This is a genomic window from Bacillus sp. HMA207 (genome assembly GCF_003402455.1).
Lineage (GTDB): Bacteria > Bacillota > Bacilli > Bacillales > Bacillaceae_G > Bacillus_A > Bacillus_A cereus.
The window spans coordinates 468851-484065 of the sequence record NZ_BEZT01000002.1 but is presented as its reverse complement, the minus strand read 5'-3'; the positions used below and the strand labels follow the sequence as shown (position 1 = coordinate 484065).

Here is a 15215-nt window from a genome sequence, read left to right as displayed (position 1 = left end):
AAATAAAAAAAGAACCTATCAAACGATAGATTCTTCTTTCACGAACTGAGTAGAGCGTCCTCTCGTAATTGAGAAAATCGCGCAAAGCAGTGCTAATATAATAAAGCCACCGCCTACCCAAGCATTATATATAACAGATGATTTTTCAATAACAACTCCCCCTACTGTTGAACCGATTGCAATTCCTAAATGAAGCGCAGAGTTATTTAAACCTTGCTGAATACCAGCTGATTCCGGTGCAATTTCAATTAAATAATTTTGCTGTGCTGGTGAAATCGCCCAGCTCAGCATACTCCAAAGTCCCATCATAATGATGAAGAGCGGGAATGAGAATGTCATTATTGGCAGTATGAAGATTGCACATGCAAATACGATAATAATCGAGATAATACTTTTCTTCGATCCCCATTTATCAGCAAGCCAGCCACCGAATCCGCCGCCGATTACTGCTGCGATTCCGAAAATAAAGTAAAACACACTAATCCAGTTTGCTTCAACATGCATGACATCTTTTAAAAACGGTGTTAAATATGCATACAATGTTAAATGCCCCGTTAAAAACAAAAATGATGTTAACTGTGCACTTACAATTTTTTTATCTTTTAAAGTAGCAAGTTGTTCTTTTATTGATAATACCGATGTCGGTGGTACTTTCGTTAAGAACAATGAAATACAAGCTATTGCCATAACTGTTAATACAGAAATTAATACAAATGGTGCACGCCATCCGTATGCATTTCCGAGTACAAGACCGAGCGGTACTCCAAGTACGAGTGATCCACTAATTCCCATAAAAATGATTCCAATTGCACGCGCACGAAAATGCGGTTCTACTACACTAGAAGCAAGTGTTACCGATAGTGCAATAATTAATGAACCACTCGCCGCACAAATAACCCTTGAGAACATTAGCATTCCGTAATTCACACTAAATGCCGAAATAATATTTCCGATTAAGAAAATCGATAATGCTCCAACATACAATGTTTTTCTTTCAAACTTCCCTGTCACAGCTAATAAAACTGGACCTGACAAAGCAAATACTACCGAAAATATTGTTATAAGCTGACCAGCTGCGCTAATAGATACTCCTAAATCATTGGCAACTAAATCGAGCGTTCCTCCTATAATTAACTCAACCGTTCCGACTACGAAAGCCGCGATAGCTAAAATATAAACACGAAAATTCAAGTCTTTCCCCACGCTTTCTTTTTGGTTACTACGACTATAGTAACCAAAATAGAAAGTGGACGCAAGTATAATTTTTTTACAGTAAAAAAGGTAGGCGTATTATACGCCTACCCTTCCATCATTCTGTTTCTTTCTTCTTATTTAAATACCAATACACCGGAAGTCCCGTAAAGACAATTCCAATTGATAAGAAACAACTTACCGGATCATTGATAATTGCACTACCAATTACAAAGAGCGAACCTAAAATCGCTACGATTGGTACGATTGGGAATAACGGCACACTATATGCACGCTCTTTATTCTTATTACGTTTTCTTAAAATGAAGACACCAATAAACGTCATTACATAGAAAATATAAATAATGAATACGGAAATCTCAGATAGCTTATTTGGATCACTAATAATCATTAAAATAATTCCTAAAATGATTTCAACAGTAATCGCATTTGCTGGTGTTTTAAATCTCGGACTTTCCTTTGCAATAAACTTAGAAAATGGAAGTTGTCCACGCTCTGCCATAGACATTGGGATACGTGGGAACGTTAAAATCTTTCCATTTAAACAGCCGAAAATGGAAACGATAATACCGATACTAATAATTTTTCCGCCATATTCTCCAAGTAACATGCCTGCAGCTGTTGCTGTTGCATTTTCTCCAAGGTCTACAATTTTCGCTGCTGGTAATACATTTAATAACGCCAAGTTAATTAATACGTAAGCAGCCGTTACGATTAAAATCCCTACTGTCATTGCTTTCGGTAATAACTTTGTTGGATTCTTCATTTCTCCACCAATCGAAGCAAGTAAAATCCAGCCGTCATAAGCAAATAACGTTGCTAAAATTGCCATACCGATACTTTGATTTTCCGATATTGGCACAACTACGTTAAAGATATCGCTATTCCCTTTCCAGAAACCTAGCACAACAATTAACACAATCGGAATCATCTTCCCAATTGTCGTGATTGTTTGAACGATACCTCCGTATTTTGTTCCCATACTATTTACAACGCCAAGGAACACAACCGTTCCAATTGCGATTGGTAAATTCCACACTTTATCTAAATAGAAAAAATTAATCATTAAAGAACTAAAGTATAAACCTAATGTTCCGATAATAGCAGGTCCATAAACAATTGTTTGCATCCAACCTGATAAATATCCCCAAAAACTTCCGTAAATCTCCTCTAAATACGTATACAACCCACCATTTTTCGGGATTTGCGCTCCAATTTCAGCTACTGTTAAACCACTTGCTAGCGTCAACAGGCCACCAATTACCCAAGCAAGAATGGCCATATTAGAACTCCCCGAGTAATCTAATACGCTCCCTGGTTTCATAAACACACCAGATCCAATAATCGTTCCTACTACGATAGAAAGTGCTACTGTTAAACCAATTTTGTTCTTCTCATCATGATGCATGCTGCGTATCCTCCTTCCAATCCTAGTGTGATGCAAAAATGAAATAAAAAAACACTCCTCCCTAAAAAAGGGACGAGTGTTGTATTCGTGGTTCCACCCTTGTTTCAATTCGTAAAGTAATACACTTCACCAATTTCTCAAGTCTAAATAACGGTTTTTGCCGGCAAGCAATTACTAGATGCTCGTTCACTGCTGCAGTTCAGAGGTGGTAATCTATTTTTCCGTATTAGGAAGCTCACAGCCAAAGGCTTCCCTCTCTGGAAATCGTAAAAAATTGATCGTGTCCTCATCATCACTTCTTGATGTCGAATTTTGTAGTTATTGTTCATTATATTGAATTGTTAGAAAAAATCAATATATTTTTTATATAACATAGGAAATATTTCTCTTCTTATATTATAACAGAAGGTACGACACTTCTCCATTTCCCTAAAAATGGTATAATCCGTTTAGGAGGTGCACCAATAATGATTGCTGTCTTTTGTATCATTGCTACGTTTCTCTCTATTCTATTCGCTATCATGCATCGGCACAAGTATCCTGGTTATAGCATTTTAGCGGTAGCTATTATACCAGCTGTTTCCTTCTACGTATTGGGTAAATATCAATATACGGAAGTGTTTATCAGTTTTGCAATCTTCTACTGCATCTTCGGATACATACTAACAATGAAAAGAATTTTATTGAATCATTAAAAGGGACCGATTTCTACTGACAGAAATCGGTCCTCGCACGTACCTTCCGGTTGCCCACACGAAAGATACATAAATCAATTATTTATCTTCTTTTTTCATAAAAAACTTATGGTGCGGTAAATCAACATTCAATGCCTCTAATTGTTTCTTTTCGTTGTCTAAAATCGCTTTTGCTTTTGTTTTTGTTGCTTCATCTAATCCAGCAAAGATGTCTTCATGCTTCTCTTTCTCTGGAAGTTTCACACCTAATTTTGTTAATTCTTCTTTTGCTTGCTCATGCGTTAATTTTCCGGATTTCTTTTGCTCTAAAATTGACTTTGCTTTCTCTTTTGTCTGTTCATCTAAGTTAGCAAACATATCTCCATGCTTACCTTTCTCCGGCATTTTCACGCCTAGCTTTGTTAATTCCTCTTTTGTTTGTTCTCGTGTTAATTTCCCGGACTTTTCTTGCTCTAAAATGGATTTCGCTTTTTCTTTCGCCTGTTCATCTAATCCCGCAAACATTTCTTTGTGCTTACCCTTTTCCGGGAACTTCACGCCTAATTTTGTTAATTCTTCTTTTGCTTGTTCTCGTGTTAATTTACCAGACTTCTCTTGCTCTAAAATTGACTTCGCTTTTTCTTTCGCCTGTTCATCTAATCCCGCAAACATTTCTTTACGTTTTTCTTTTTCTGGAAGCTTTACACCTAGCTCCTGTAACTGTTTCTTTGTATCGTCCATAATCGTTTTTACTTTTTGTTTTGTAGCGGCATCTAAATCTTTTTTCGCTGTTTTTGTCGCTTGCTCAGCTGTTGGAGTATTCGTTGCCGCGAATGCCGGAATGCCGACTCCTCCAATGATTCCGAATGATAACGCACCTGCAATCGCTAAATACCCAACTGTTTTCTTCTTCATAGGAAATTTCCTCCTTCATATTTCTAATGCATGTACACTTTCGTATACAATGCCTATAGTAATGTCGGTTTCTTAACATTTCCTTAACGACTTAACAAAAAAAACACCGCTCGTAATGAGCGGTGTTTCACTAAGCCTTTTGTAATTGTAATTCTTCACGTTCCATTATTTTTCTTAATACAATTGTTTGTGTCATTGTAAATAAGTTACCTGTTATCCAATACAACACAAGTCCTGATGGCGCCGCAAACCCCATAAATAGAATCATTGCTGGCATCATAATTTGCTGCATTTTCAGCATCTGCACTTGTTCTCCAGGTGTAATATTCGATTGGAAAACTTTCATCTGAATAAATGTCGTTAACGCTGCAATAATCGGTAATATATGATATGGATCTGCATGTCCTAGGTTCACCCATAAAAACGAAGATGTGCGAATCTCTTCAGTTCTGCTAATCGCATAATACAAAGCAGAGAAAATCGGCATTTGTATAAAAATTGGCCAGCAACCAGCAAGTGGATTCCAACCGCCTGATTTCATTAGTTCTGACATTTCTTTTTGATACTGCTTTTGTTTTTCAAGGTCTTTGCTTACATCACCGTACTTTTTCTTTAGCTTCTGCAATTCAGGTTGCATTTTCTTCATTTTCGCTTGGCTGCGATATTGCGAAACAGCTAATGGAATCATCGCTGAACGAATAACGAGCGTCATAATAATGATAGCAATCCCAAAGCTAGCTCCAGGTATATGATGAGCAACAAATTGAATCATAAACGAGATTGGATATACAAAATAATGATCCCAAATCCCAGTACTATGTGCATCAATTGGGGCCGCATTACTGCAACCAGATAAAACAAAAACAAATAATAATGATAAACTAACGAGCACAGCTCGGTATGATTTTAACATGTTCATTCCTCCAATGTTTCGTAATTATTTAGCGAAACATTGGCGTATACGGACCGACCTCGTCATTCTCTTCACTTGATTCTTGTCTGCGTACAGAACGAATCATTCCATATTTATAAAAAATAGAAAATAGCGGTACATTTCCCGCACTATCTTCACATGTATCAACTAACGCAAAAGCTCTTTGTCTACCGCTTGATGCTTGTTGACGCACAAAGCGAGAAACATTAGCAAGGAAGAAAACTTCTAATAAACAAAGTGCCGTCGTTACAAACGATATATATAGAATTGCATCCTGCAATAAAAATTCCATCGCTTCACATCCTTAATAAGGTCATTTTAGCACATCGGGCAAATATTCTCTATTTCCTTTTATTTTCAAAAAAAGTATTTTGCATATTTTCTCAAGAAAACAATAATTAAGAAACGTTGTATTCGCTTTCTTTAGCATATTCACACACATCAATGAATAGGCTTGATTTATTAGAAATTTATAAAATTTTTGCATTATAATAAAACTATTGCCAGTTTTTGAAAAAACCTTTATTCTCTTCTTGTAATCAAAAATGAATATGGAGATGAAACATACTATGGGTCAACTAGGAGACGCCGATTACGTTCCCGACACCGCCTTTTTATCCTTCCCAGCAGCTAAAACATTTCACTTAGAATTTATGATACAGTTGGTTGTTATTTTTATAGCTTCTATTTTGTATGCAATTTCTATGAATATGTTTTTTATCCCGCATAATATGATTAGCGGTGGATTCGCTGGTGTAGGGATGATTATCGGTTATTTAATGCACTACAATATCGGTGCACTTATCTTTTTACTAAACATTCCTCTTCTTATTTTAAGTCACTTTTACTTAGGCAAGAAGACAACCTTTTTAACAGCTTACTTTGTAGCTGTGTCATCGTTAGCGATGAACATTATCCCGGTACACCAAGTTTCAGACGATATTTTACTTTCTTCTGTATTCGGTGGTGTTATCTGCGGAGCAGCTTCAGGAATTATATTCCGATTTGCTTCTTCAACAGGTGGTTTTGATGTTGTTGGATTGATTGTAGCGAAATATCGAGATGTTTCAATTGGAGCAATCATATTTGTATTCAACTTAATCTTACTTGTAGCAGCAGGTTTTATTTTCGGATGGGATATTACACTTTATACGTTAATTAGTCGATTTGTAGTCAGCAAAGTTATCGACGCTGTGCATACGAAACATATTAAATTAACGATAATGACTATTACAGAAAAAGGCGAGGAAATAAAAAGCGCACTACTACATCACGGCATACGCGGGGTGACAATGGTAGACGCTGTCGGCGGCTATACAAACCATAAGAAAAAAATGATTTACACTGTCGTGACTCGCTATGAGTTAGGCGAAATGAAACGTATTATCCGTCAAGTGGATAACAAAGCATTTATGAACATTACTGAAACAGTTGAAATTGTCGGCCGTTTCAAACGCATATAAAAAGGTTAATAAATTAAAGGGCATAACATATTAGTCATATATAATATGTTATGCCCTTTGTTATTCAACTAACGTACCTTTTAGCATAATAAAATCACTAAGTTTATTACTACAAATCGGAGGATAGCATTCCATATACAATACTGTCTATCCATTCATCTTTATTCCAAAAATCTTGTATGAAATGGGCTTCCTTTCTCATGCCTATTCGTTCACACAATTTTTGTGAAGCTGTATTACGTGCATCAAGATTAGCCTGTATACGATGTACATTGAATTCATTAAATAATTTCAATACCAAACTACTTACTGCTTCTGTCGCCAAACCTCTCCCAGCTACTTCATTTGAAAAACTATAACCAATCTCAACAGTGTCTTTCATATTTGTGTACCATACGGATAAATCACCAACTACTTTATTTTTGTATATAACTGCCAAACTTAATATTGTTTCTTTAGTAAGTACATGATTTGCTAGCTTCTTATTAAATCTTTTTTGCATGTCTTCATGAGTCCACTTATTATGTAATAGGAACTTACATGTATCATCACTATTATAAATAGCAAATACATCCTGTAAATCAGTACTCTTAAAAGGTCTAATTATTAATCTTTCTGTTGTGAACTCCAAGTTAGCTCTCCTCCCTTACATTCATGCTATAAAACATTTTTTATAGTATTTAGGCCTCATTCTTAGATCTCACCTTGATTACATATTTCATCATAATAAATTAAAATCCTTCTTCCACTAAACTGCACCGTTAATGGTATTTCCTTGCGCTTTTTATTTTTTACACTTATTACAAAATCAGATAATTCTATTATTATGTCCCTAAATGTGTTATAATGAAAGCAGACTCACAAAAAAAGAGTATATAGACTTGGAAGTTTCTCTTATTTTACAAGCAAAAAGAAACGAGCAGTCGGGTATATTTCAGACACCATACACGTAACGGTTTAAACAACCGATCATCTTAGTTACTCTTCAATGATCTTTTTATAAAAAGATACGTACAATTAAAACTCACTTCAATATACTATACCTACCTTTTTGACTTCCAAATCATCTTATTACATAAGGAGATGAACATATGAATCAATATATACGCTATACAATAGCTGTCCTGTTTGCTATTATCGGCGGAACAATCTGCTTCTGGACAAACACTCAGCTTGGAGAGAATATCATCTTTAATGGAATCGAAACACTTGTAAGCGCTTCAATTTTAGGCGGATACATTTACTTCCTCTTCAATCCAGAAGAAAACGCTCAAAAAACAATGTTATTAACAATGATCGGAATCGTTGGTGGATGTATTTCCTACTCAATGACAAACTATACATTACCACTTCAATTAAGCTCAGCTTTCTTCCACGGTCTATGGACTTGGTTCATTGCATTCTGCTTAGCAGACGTATTCAACCTATTACAAGACAATGAAGAAGATAGCGGTCGCCAAATTGAAAGTAACTCTTAAGCTGGAAGATACTCTTCCAGCTTTTTTATGTTGGTTTGCATACCCCGCATCACGATAAAAAGAAGTTGCCCTCACGGCAACTTCTTTTCCATATACCCCACTTCGTATTCACTAAAATATATCAACGATTTTTCAAATATATCGATCGTTTCTCCACTTATATCAACGATTTTTTCATTATATCGACGGTTCGACACAAGATATCGATTTACCGACAACCTTCGACACTCAAAACGCACAACATACCCTATCCACCAAGCAACTTACTGCCGAACTCTACGATTAAAAAGATAATTAATAAGATCGTGAGTATCTTTAATGCTACATATGCCACTTTAAAAACAACATAAATGAGCAAGACGATTAAAATAATCGTTAAAATTTCCATCTAGAATTCCTCCAAGCTTTGCTCTTCTTATCTCATTTTACTCGTCCTAGGCTGTTTATGGAACGGCATAAGATGACATAGAAAAAAGAGGATACCTCACCCATCGTAAGATACCCTCTCTTTCAGCTGCTCAAACCATTTTCTTTCTAATTGTAAATATCCCATCTCACTCTTCTCGGCGCTCTCCAATTCTTTATCAGCTTTCTTCATATAAGTATGGGAAGCTTCTAGATCATTCTCTAAATATTTGATAATTCCTTGTGTACGATAATATCCGTTTAAGTCCATTTTTGTAATAGCCTTTGCATGTTCCTTTGCTTCTTGCAAAGAAAGACTATCCATCTCATAAAGGGCTTTATATAAAAGATACCAACTATGAAAACTACTAACGAAAAACTTATTTTCTTTCGTTACAGGTAGTTGAACAATTCTTTCTATATACGGTATCGCTCTTTCCATTCCCTCTTGATCTGCACGAGCAAAAAAGACAAGCATAAGTCTACTCATTATCTCTCTTATCCCTTTATTCTCTTTTATTTTCTCCTCACTCAATTCTACTAATCTTTCATCCCAATCTTTCGGTCTTTTATAACTAAATAACTCACTCGATATTTGAATCTCATATAAATGATTTCTAGCTCTTTCATCATCTTTAATTAAAATAAGAAATTGCATCCCATCACTCATAAGCGTTCCTTTTATCGGCACAATTGTAACCGCAAAGATTGCAAAATGGAAAAAGGAAAAATATAAAAGATATTGATAATAACTCACCATGTATATGTAACCGGAAGTAATACCAAACAGTAAACTCGTAATTGGTCCACCTAAAGTGAGCCACGCCCATTTTTTCGAAAGATTCGGTGTCTCTATAGAAGGTGGTACTAGTGTTGCAACGCCTCCAAAGTAAGCCCATAATTTATTTGCTCGAATGCGTAATTTTCCCTTTTCTTTTTGAATAGTAATGGGTCCTACTGTCATAAATTTAAATGTTAAACCACCTATTACACCAAATACTACATGTCCTAGCTCATGAATGGCTAACACTAATAATGAAATTCCAACTATTGCCCATAGGTTCAAAATTACTTCTAATTTCCCAGTTCGGATTACTCCGTATAAAATGGACAGAATTAGCGCCACTGTCATTGAGCCAGCTGGCCTTCTTAAAATATCCACCTTTTTCTCCCCTTAATAAATCATTTTCCTCTGCATTTCGTACATGAACTTCCCAAGATGCAATATCCAAATAAATGAGATTAAGCCAATTAATACAAAATCGATATTACTAGCAGCTGTATATATAACGGCAGCCCACCATACATATGCCAATATTGTATTCGTAAATTCATACGCTTTATATCCAGCCTCATGCACAATGTGCTTTAATCCTTCATCTGCGTTTTTCGTCCACATTTTCATAGATTCCATATACGTTACACCTTGTTCAGGATATAGCTTATTATAACGATTTTTTGTTATAAGTCCGATAATTACTACAGTAGTTAAACAAACAATAGAAGCTACTAAATTCCACACCGCAAATGAAACATTTGTATCCTGCAACAGTGCACGTCTACATGTAATAACTGCATATACAAACCATGCCTGCGTAACTATATCGCCTACACGTAAATATATACTTATAATGCCTAATTTTCTGCCTTGTACGCTCTCTTCTTCATCGCGTGCCTCTGCTAACATACGTGTATTCTTCCAAGTATAGTACATCATTAAGATTCCAAAAATAGTACATATACCTATAAATGTATTGGATGATAATTTTCTCGGTTCATCCGAGAGTAAATTTAAAGCTATATAAGACGTTAAAAAGCCACCCATCATACTTAATGCTATTTTCCCCACAGAATCAAATTGTTTTTTTCGTTTACTCTTCATCGTCCTCTTCCCCCTCTACTAACGTAAATATTTCCTCCACCGGTACATTGAAAATTTGTGCGATTTTTAACGACAATACGATAGATGGTGCATAATCCCCGCGCTCAATTAAACTAATCGTTTGCCGTGATGATCCAATCGCTTTCCCTAAATCCCCTTGTGATAAACGATGCTTTGCTCGCAATTCCCTCACTCGATTTTGAAGCTTCATGTCTTCCCTCTTTTTCATTTATTTAATTAAAATTGTAAATAATATCCTTATCTTTGTCAATTATAATTGTCATTACGACTATAATAATTGACAAGATACTTATTTCTTATCCTGTATCAAATTCCTATAAAGAATGTAAAATGTGCATTAAACATAGTCTTAAAAATAAAAAAGTCAGTGCTTTTGCACTGACTTCCTAAATTCTGACATAGAATGGATTTCATATTAACTTGCGTTTTGTAGTAATACTCGTTTTAACTGCTTACGGAAACGAATACCTAACGTAACCGCTACAATCACAATAACTCCAAAAATGATTTTACCGATATGACCTTCTAGCACTCCAAAGATATCATGTAAGTTTCCACCTAACCAGTAACCACCGATTAAGAAGAATGCTACCCAAAATAGAGCGCCTGAATAAATTGTAATGGCAAAACGACGGAATGGTAAATTAATAATTCCTGCAAAGTATCCTGTGAAATGACGTACACCAGGAATAAAGAAACCAATAAAAATTAGGAAGTATCCATACTTATCAAACCACATTCTCGTTAAGTCAATTTTTCTTTGTGTTAAAAATACGTATTTCCCATACTTTTGAATGAAAGGCATACCTAATTTATTTCCTAAAAAGTATTGAATCGTCATTCCTACACTTGTCCCAATAAAGGATAGAATAATTAAAATCGGTAAACTTAAATCACCCTTATGTGCTAAAAATCCCGCATATGCTAATGTTGGCTCTCCCGGAAACGGAAGTGCAATATATTCTAACAGCAAGCCGACAAGTACAACATAGTACCCGTATTGCTGAAATAATTCATGAATCCATTCCATGTCATCTCTCCTTTCAATCACGTACAACTTCTTACTATTATTGTATAAAAAAATTGTCGAAATAACTATCACAATAGCTTACATTTTTATTACATTTTTGTAAGGGTCACACTAATGATTTTCGTTCTTTATTAAATAGTAAAAATCATTTTTCAAGTCGAAATAGCGAAAAGGCGCATTAATAACATGCAAATTTTATCCATTTTTTAGCATTAAAAAACCTCTCTTATTTTGTTCTCAATAAAAAACCATCACAAACTCATGCTAACTTCATATTAGCTTCATATACGTATTGTAAGATTATATCGGAATTTGTTGAAAAATTTAACCAATATATGACTAAGCATTAATTTGAATAAATATAAGTCGTTTTTCGAAATTGAAAAAAGGGTGAATACGAAATGGAAGCATATAAAATGCACGATTTTATTAATACAAATGTTGAATCTCATCAAAATGAAACCGTTTTTAATTTACAAATATGTGAAACAAGTGAATTTGACGTAAGTTTAACAAAATCTACAACACTATCTTTTATCGTTTCAAAAAAGAATATTAAAATTGTCACGAAAAAATGGATTAATTCAAATCAAGAAAGCATGATTGGCAAAAGCTACATCATTCCAACAAAAGCTTTTCATTATTTCTTACCAATCATCTCTGAAAATGAAGATGAGCTAAATATTCAAGTTCAAAGTTTTGGACTACGTGGCGAGCTTTTATTAAATGAAAGATTACTTATTGATAACAACAACAAACACAACAGCAAAATCACTACATTCTTTGAAACATTAGATGAAAATGTAAATAAAGCATTACGAGGATTACAACTTCATTGTATGTAAGACTCTTACGATAGTAAAAGGAGAATAACAATGAAAAAATTATTATTAAGCGCACTATTATCATTAGGATTTTTAACCCTTCCATTCGCTAGTGCAGAGGCAGCTACAACGAAAGATCAATTAATCGTAGACACTCAGTTAAATAAAATGGATTATTATCAGGATGGAAAATTTATAAAAAGTTTTACTGTCGCTACTGGAAAAGCTGCAACACCTACACCTAAAGGCACTTTTCAAATCGTAAATAAAATTAAAAACCGCCCTTATTATACAGGCAAAATTAAAGGCGGCGATCCACGTAATCCACTTGGTGACCGTTGGCTCGGATTAAATATGGCAGGAACTTACGGAACAACTTATGCGATTCACGGAACTAACAATAATCAAGCAATCGGCAAATGGACAACACTTGGTTGTATTCGTATGTATAACAATGATATACACTGGTTATTTGAGCGCGTTCAGCAGCAAGCTACTGTCACTGTAAAATAGCCTAAAAACAAGATTTATGTGTAGCCAAGAATTTTATGTCTTGGCTTATTTTATTTATTCATTTACAGTAGCAAAACAACTGTATTTACATATATAATAGGAATAGATTTGATTAGCTAATATTTAAACATTGATAAACGTAGATATTAAAATTATACAGTTATAATGTTTTATAAATTTTATAATACATACTATAATAGAACTACTGTAATTCTGAACCATTCAGTAACACTAAACTATTCCCCTTGCTACCTTCATGATTATTTTATAGCGGGGGCTTATTATATGTATAAACAATCTGAGTCACTCGAAAAATGATGAATTCGAATATTGCAGTAAAAAGCGTTATTTAGGAGGTGTTACTATGACGCATATACTGGTGATTGAAGACAACCCAGATATACAAGAACTTATTCGTGAATTTCTAATGGCACAAAACTTTACAGTTGATGTAGTTGGTGCTGGAACAGAAGGTATTCTTCTTTTCCAAAAAAATTCATACGATCTTGTCCTCCTCGATGTAATGTTACCAGATATAGATGGCTATAGTATTTGTAAAATTATGCGAGGACAATCTGATGTACCAATCATTATGTTAACAGGCTTACATAATGAAGAAAGTGAAATTAAAGGATTTGAGTTAGGTATTGATGACTATATTACGAAACCGTTCCATTACACTGTATTTATTAAGCGTGTAGAGGCTGTATTAAGAAGGGCAGCAACGAAGGAAGCAGAAGCTGCAACTATACTACAATTCCATGAATTGATGTTAAACTCTACAGCATATGCAGCTTATGTTCATGGTAATCAAATTGAATTGACAACAAAAGAATTTGAAATTATATATACTTTACTGCAAAATCGAGGAAAAGTATTATCAAGAAGTGATTTGTTGAATAAGGTATGGGGCTATGAACATTATGGTGATGTAAGAGTTATAGATACACATATTAAAAACTTAAGAAAAAAATTAGGAATTCCTTATATTAAAACGGTGAAAGGCATTGGCTACAAAATCGAATCGTAGCAAAGACAACATCACCAAAAATATTTTCATCAAAACCTTATTATTTTGTATTCTTTTATCACTTTGCCTTTATCAAATTATTTACTTTCTAGCTTCAAACTACGATAAAGAACGTTTTGCGAAAGAAAATGGAACGCCGACTACAGAACAGGCCGATTCAGATAAGCAAAACGACGGAAGTAAAACGAAGCAAAATAAAGCTGTGTCAGAGGGGAGCATTTCTAATTTCCAATCTTCTATTATAGATTATAAATCTCTTTCTACAGCTATCAATCACCTTTTGCAGCCTAGCCAAACTGCAAAGGCAAAAGAACATACACAAAATCTTTCGGGGAAAAATAGCACTTCTAATCCGCCTACAGAAGCAGAAAAGAAAGCCGCTAATAATGATGCCTTACATACACAAAATGCAGCAAGTAAAACAAATGATACAAATGATAATCCAAAGTTAGCAGATGCGTTGCAGCAATTAGCTCCACATATTGGCGCGACAATGCTTGCATTATCACTACTCGGATCATTAATTTATACAAAACTAATTGCCAAACCTTTTCAATATATGAGTGATGCTTTAAAAGATATTATGAATCTTGATTTCTCAGATAAAAAGCTACTTAACAAAAATACAGATCAAACAGATTTTAATTTGCAAGTAGCTGCTTCACAAGTACCAAATATTGTGAAGAATTTACATGCAAGCAATCAAGATTTAAGAAACGAGCTCAAGAAGGAACAACAATTAGAACAATCTCGTAAAGAATTTATGTCTATGGTATCCCATGAATTAAAAACACCAATCGCAGCCGTTATGGGACAACTAGATGGCATGATTCACGGAATTGGAGCTTATAAAGATAGAGATAAGTATTTGAAACGTTCCTACGAGATGATGCAAGACATTAACATATTAACGGAAAAAATGTCGGAATTATCCAAAATACAAAACCCTCAATTTAAACCGAATTTAGAAGTCATTTCTTTATCTAATATTATTGAGGATGTTATGAAGAAAGTAGATTACTTTGTATCTGTAAAACAATTAAATGTACAATCTAATATTAAACACGACGTACAAATTTTAGCTGATCCTAAATTTATTCAAACTGCTATTTTTAACATTATTTCAAATGCAATTCATTATACAATTGACCATCAGCACGTATATATAAAGCTTTATGAAAAACCAAATGGTTACGCATTAGAAGTATTAAATACAGGTTCACAAATTGATGAAGATAAACTTGCTCATTTATTTGAGCCTTTCTATCGCGCAAACCCTGATAAACACGGTTTAGTACAAGGTAGTGGTCTTGGATTATATATCGTGAAACAAATATTAGATAAACATCAGTTTCCTTACGGGATACAAAACACGCCTCAAGGTGTAAAATGTTCTATTGTATTCCCAAAAGCAATGTAACATTTA

17 protein-coding genes, 1 pseudogene and 1 other annotated feature are annotated in these 15215 nt (G+C 34.4%); of the genes and pseudogenes, 7 read left to right on the top strand and 11 right to left on the bottom strand.

The features are described 5' to 3' along the window. Positions 1-18: 18 nt before the first annotated feature. Positions 19-1256: pseudogene (locus HMAS_RS22940) on the bottom strand (MFS transporter). A 53-nt stretch (positions 1257-1309) separates the two neighbouring features. Next, positions 1310-2620 carry an APC family permease gene (locus tag HMAS_RS22935; protein WP_000546312.1) on the bottom strand — a complete coding sequence of 437 codons (1311 nt, stop codon included), beginning with the start codon at positions 2618-2620 and terminating at the stop codon, positions 1310-1312. A gap of 65 nt (positions 2621-2685) precedes the next feature. Further along, positions 2686-2922, bottom strand: a binding site (T-box leader). 165 nt (positions 2923-3087) lie between these two features. On the opposite strand from HMAS_RS22935, the gene HMAS_RS22930 reads away from it, so the two are divergent. Next, positions 3088-3315, top strand: coding sequence for a hypothetical protein (locus tag HMAS_RS22930; protein ID WP_025709833.1), 228 nt, complete (start codon positions 3088-3090; stop codon positions 3313-3315). A 78-nt stretch (positions 3316-3393) separates the two neighbouring features. Here HMAS_RS22930 and HMAS_RS22925 read toward each other — a convergent pair whose 3' ends face one another. The 3 genes from HMAS_RS22925 to HMAS_RS22915 all read right to left on the bottom strand — a co-directional run bounded on the left by HMAS_RS22925 (position 3394) and on the right by HMAS_RS22915 (position 5435). Further along, entirely contained in the window at positions 3394-4209 is an 816-nt protein-coding gene (locus HMAS_RS22925) for a hypothetical protein (RefSeq protein ID WP_048534616.1), read from the bottom strand. A 130-nt stretch (positions 4210-4339) separates the two neighbouring features. Next, a complete protein-coding gene (yidC, locus tag HMAS_RS22920) occupies positions 4340-5122 on the bottom strand; it encodes a membrane protein insertase YidC (RefSeq protein WP_000920522.1) in 783 nt (260 codons plus the stop codon). Between the two features lie 28 nt (positions 5123-5150). Further along, on the bottom strand, positions 5151-5435 hold the full coding sequence (locus tag HMAS_RS22915; RefSeq protein ID WP_000394930.1) for a hypothetical protein: 285 nt from the start codon (positions 5433-5435) through the stop codon (positions 5151-5153). 277 nt (positions 5436-5712) lie between these two features. Here HMAS_RS22915 and HMAS_RS22910 point away from each other — a divergent pair, with 277 nt between their 5' ends. Next, positions 5713-6606: a YitT family protein gene (locus HMAS_RS22910; protein WP_000530044.1), complete on the top strand. Its 894-nt coding sequence runs from the start codon at positions 5713-5715 to the stop codon at positions 6604-6606. A gap of 109 nt (positions 6607-6715) precedes the next feature. Here the strand turns inward: HMAS_RS22910 and HMAS_RS22905 are convergent, their stop codons facing one another. Continuing rightward, positions 6716-7237, bottom strand: coding sequence for a GNAT family N-acetyltransferase (locus tag HMAS_RS22905; RefSeq protein ID WP_116345052.1), 522 nt, complete (start codon positions 7235-7237; stop codon positions 6716-6718). Positions 7238-7697: 460 nt separating this feature from the next. Here HMAS_RS22905 and HMAS_RS22900 point away from each other — a divergent pair, with 460 nt between their 5' ends. Further along, positions 7698-8084, top strand: coding sequence for a DUF3938 domain-containing protein (locus HMAS_RS22900; RefSeq protein WP_001077773.1), 387 nt, complete (start codon positions 7698-7700; stop codon positions 8082-8084). Positions 8085-8331: 247 nt separating this feature from the next. Here the strand turns inward: HMAS_RS22900 and HMAS_RS22890 are convergent, their stop codons facing one another. The 5 genes from HMAS_RS22890 to HMAS_RS22870 form a co-directional block, all read right to left on the bottom strand. Further along, complete coding sequence (locus HMAS_RS22890) at positions 8332-8472, bottom strand: DUF3985 family protein (protein ID WP_116345051.1); 141 nt, start codon at positions 8470-8472, stop codon at positions 8332-8334. A gap of 96 nt (positions 8473-8568) precedes the next feature. Further along, complete coding sequence (locus tag HMAS_RS22885) at positions 8569-9621, bottom strand: site-2 protease family protein (protein ID WP_033687785.1); 1053 nt, start codon at positions 9619-9621, stop codon at positions 8569-8571. A gap of 42 nt (positions 9622-9663) precedes the next feature. Next, on the bottom strand, positions 9664-10371 hold the full coding sequence (locus tag HMAS_RS22880) for a DUF3169 family protein (RefSeq protein WP_000837718.1): 708 nt from the start codon (positions 10369-10371) through the stop codon (positions 9664-9666). Then, positions 10361-10582, bottom strand: coding sequence for a helix-turn-helix transcriptional regulator (locus tag HMAS_RS22875; protein WP_000776168.1), 222 nt, complete (start codon positions 10580-10582; stop codon positions 10361-10363). The genes HMAS_RS22880 and HMAS_RS22875 overlap by 11 nt, the downstream gene beginning before the upstream one ends. A gap of 225 nt (positions 10583-10807) precedes the next feature. After that, positions 10808-11422 carry a DedA family protein gene (locus HMAS_RS22870; RefSeq protein WP_000454748.1) on the bottom strand — a complete coding sequence of 205 codons (615 nt, stop codon included), beginning with the start codon at positions 11420-11422 and terminating at the stop codon, positions 10808-10810. A gap of 401 nt (positions 11423-11823) precedes the next feature. On the opposite strand from HMAS_RS22870, the gene HMAS_RS22865 reads away from it, so the two are divergent. The 4 genes from HMAS_RS22865 to HMAS_RS22850 all read left to right on the top strand — a co-directional run bounded on the left by HMAS_RS22865 (position 11824) and on the right by HMAS_RS22850 (position 15209). Then, positions 11824-12267 carry a DUF3978 family protein gene (locus HMAS_RS22865; protein ID WP_000388769.1) on the top strand — a complete coding sequence of 148 codons (444 nt, stop codon included), beginning with the start codon at positions 11824-11826 and terminating at the stop codon, positions 12265-12267. A 30-nt stretch (positions 12268-12297) separates the two neighbouring features. Then, positions 12298-12759: a L,D-transpeptidase gene (locus tag HMAS_RS22860; RefSeq protein ID WP_000735058.1), complete on the top strand. Its 462-nt coding sequence runs from the start codon at positions 12298-12300 to the stop codon at positions 12757-12759. Positions 12760-13123: 364 nt separating this feature from the next. Next, complete coding sequence (locus tag HMAS_RS22855; protein ID WP_000148833.1) at positions 13124-13789, top strand: response regulator transcription factor; 666 nt, start codon at positions 13124-13126, stop codon at positions 13787-13789. Further along, a complete protein-coding gene (locus HMAS_RS22850) occupies positions 13767-15209 on the top strand; it encodes a sensor histidine kinase (protein ID WP_000201956.1) in 1443 nt (480 codons plus the stop codon). The genes HMAS_RS22855 and HMAS_RS22850 overlap by 23 nt, the downstream gene beginning before the upstream one ends. Positions 15210-15215 lie beyond the last annotated feature (6 nt).

What these genes read in the sequence shown, in the direction of transcription:
- HMAS_RS22935 (WP_000546312.1), bottom strand. Translation starts at nt 2,620, where the DNA reads ATGCATCATGATGAGAAGAACAAAATTGGTTTAACAGTAGCACTTTCT.
- HMAS_RS22910 (WP_000530044.1), top strand. Translation starts at nt 5,713, where the DNA reads ATGGGTCAACTAGGAGACGCCGATTACGTTCCCGACACCGCCTTTTTA.
- HMAS_RS22855 (WP_000148833.1), top strand. Translation starts at nt 13,124, where the DNA reads ATGACGCATATACTGGTGATTGAAGACAACCCAGATATACAAGAACTT.
- HMAS_RS22930 (WP_025709833.1), top strand. Translation starts at nt 3,088, where the DNA reads ATGATTGCTGTCTTTTGTATCATTGCTACGTTTCTCTCTATTCTATTC.
- HMAS_RS22900 (WP_001077773.1), top strand. Translation starts at nt 7,698, where the DNA reads ATGAATCAATATATACGCTATACAATAGCTGTCCTGTTTGCTATTATC.
- HMAS_RS22860 (WP_000735058.1), top strand. Translation starts at nt 12,298, where the DNA reads ATGAAAAAATTATTATTAAGCGCACTATTATCATTAGGATTTTTAACC.
- HMAS_RS22885 (WP_033687785.1), bottom strand. Translation starts at nt 9,621, where the DNA reads ATGACAGTGGCGCTAATTCTGTCCATTTTATACGGAGTAATCCGAACT.
- HMAS_RS22865 (WP_000388769.1), top strand. Translation starts at nt 11,824, where the DNA reads ATGGAAGCATATAAAATGCACGATTTTATTAATACAAATGTTGAATCT.
- yidC (WP_000920522.1), bottom strand. Translation starts at nt 5,122, where the DNA reads ATGTTAAAATCATACCGAGCTGTGCTCGTTAGTTTATCATTATTATTT.
- HMAS_RS22875 (WP_000776168.1), bottom strand. Translation starts at nt 10,582, where the DNA reads ATGAAGCTTCAAAATCGAGTGAGGGAATTGCGAGCAAAGCATCGTTTA.
- HMAS_RS22870 (WP_000454748.1), bottom strand. Translation starts at nt 11,422, where the DNA reads ATGGAATGGATTCATGAATTATTTCAGCAATACGGGTACTATGTTGTA.
- HMAS_RS22880 (WP_000837718.1), bottom strand. Translation starts at nt 10,371, where the DNA reads ATGAAGAGTAAACGAAAAAAACAATTTGATTCTGTGGGGAAAATAGCA.
- HMAS_RS22890 (WP_116345051.1), bottom strand. Translation starts at nt 8,472, where the DNA reads ATGGAAATTTTAACGATTATTTTAATCGTCTTGCTCATTTATGTTGTT.
- HMAS_RS22925 (WP_048534616.1), bottom strand. Translation starts at nt 4,209, where the DNA reads ATGAAGAAGAAAACAGTTGGGTATTTAGCGATTGCAGGTGCGTTATCA.
- HMAS_RS22915 (WP_000394930.1), bottom strand. Translation starts at nt 5,435, where the DNA reads ATGGAATTTTTATTGCAGGATGCAATTCTATATATATCGTTTGTAACG.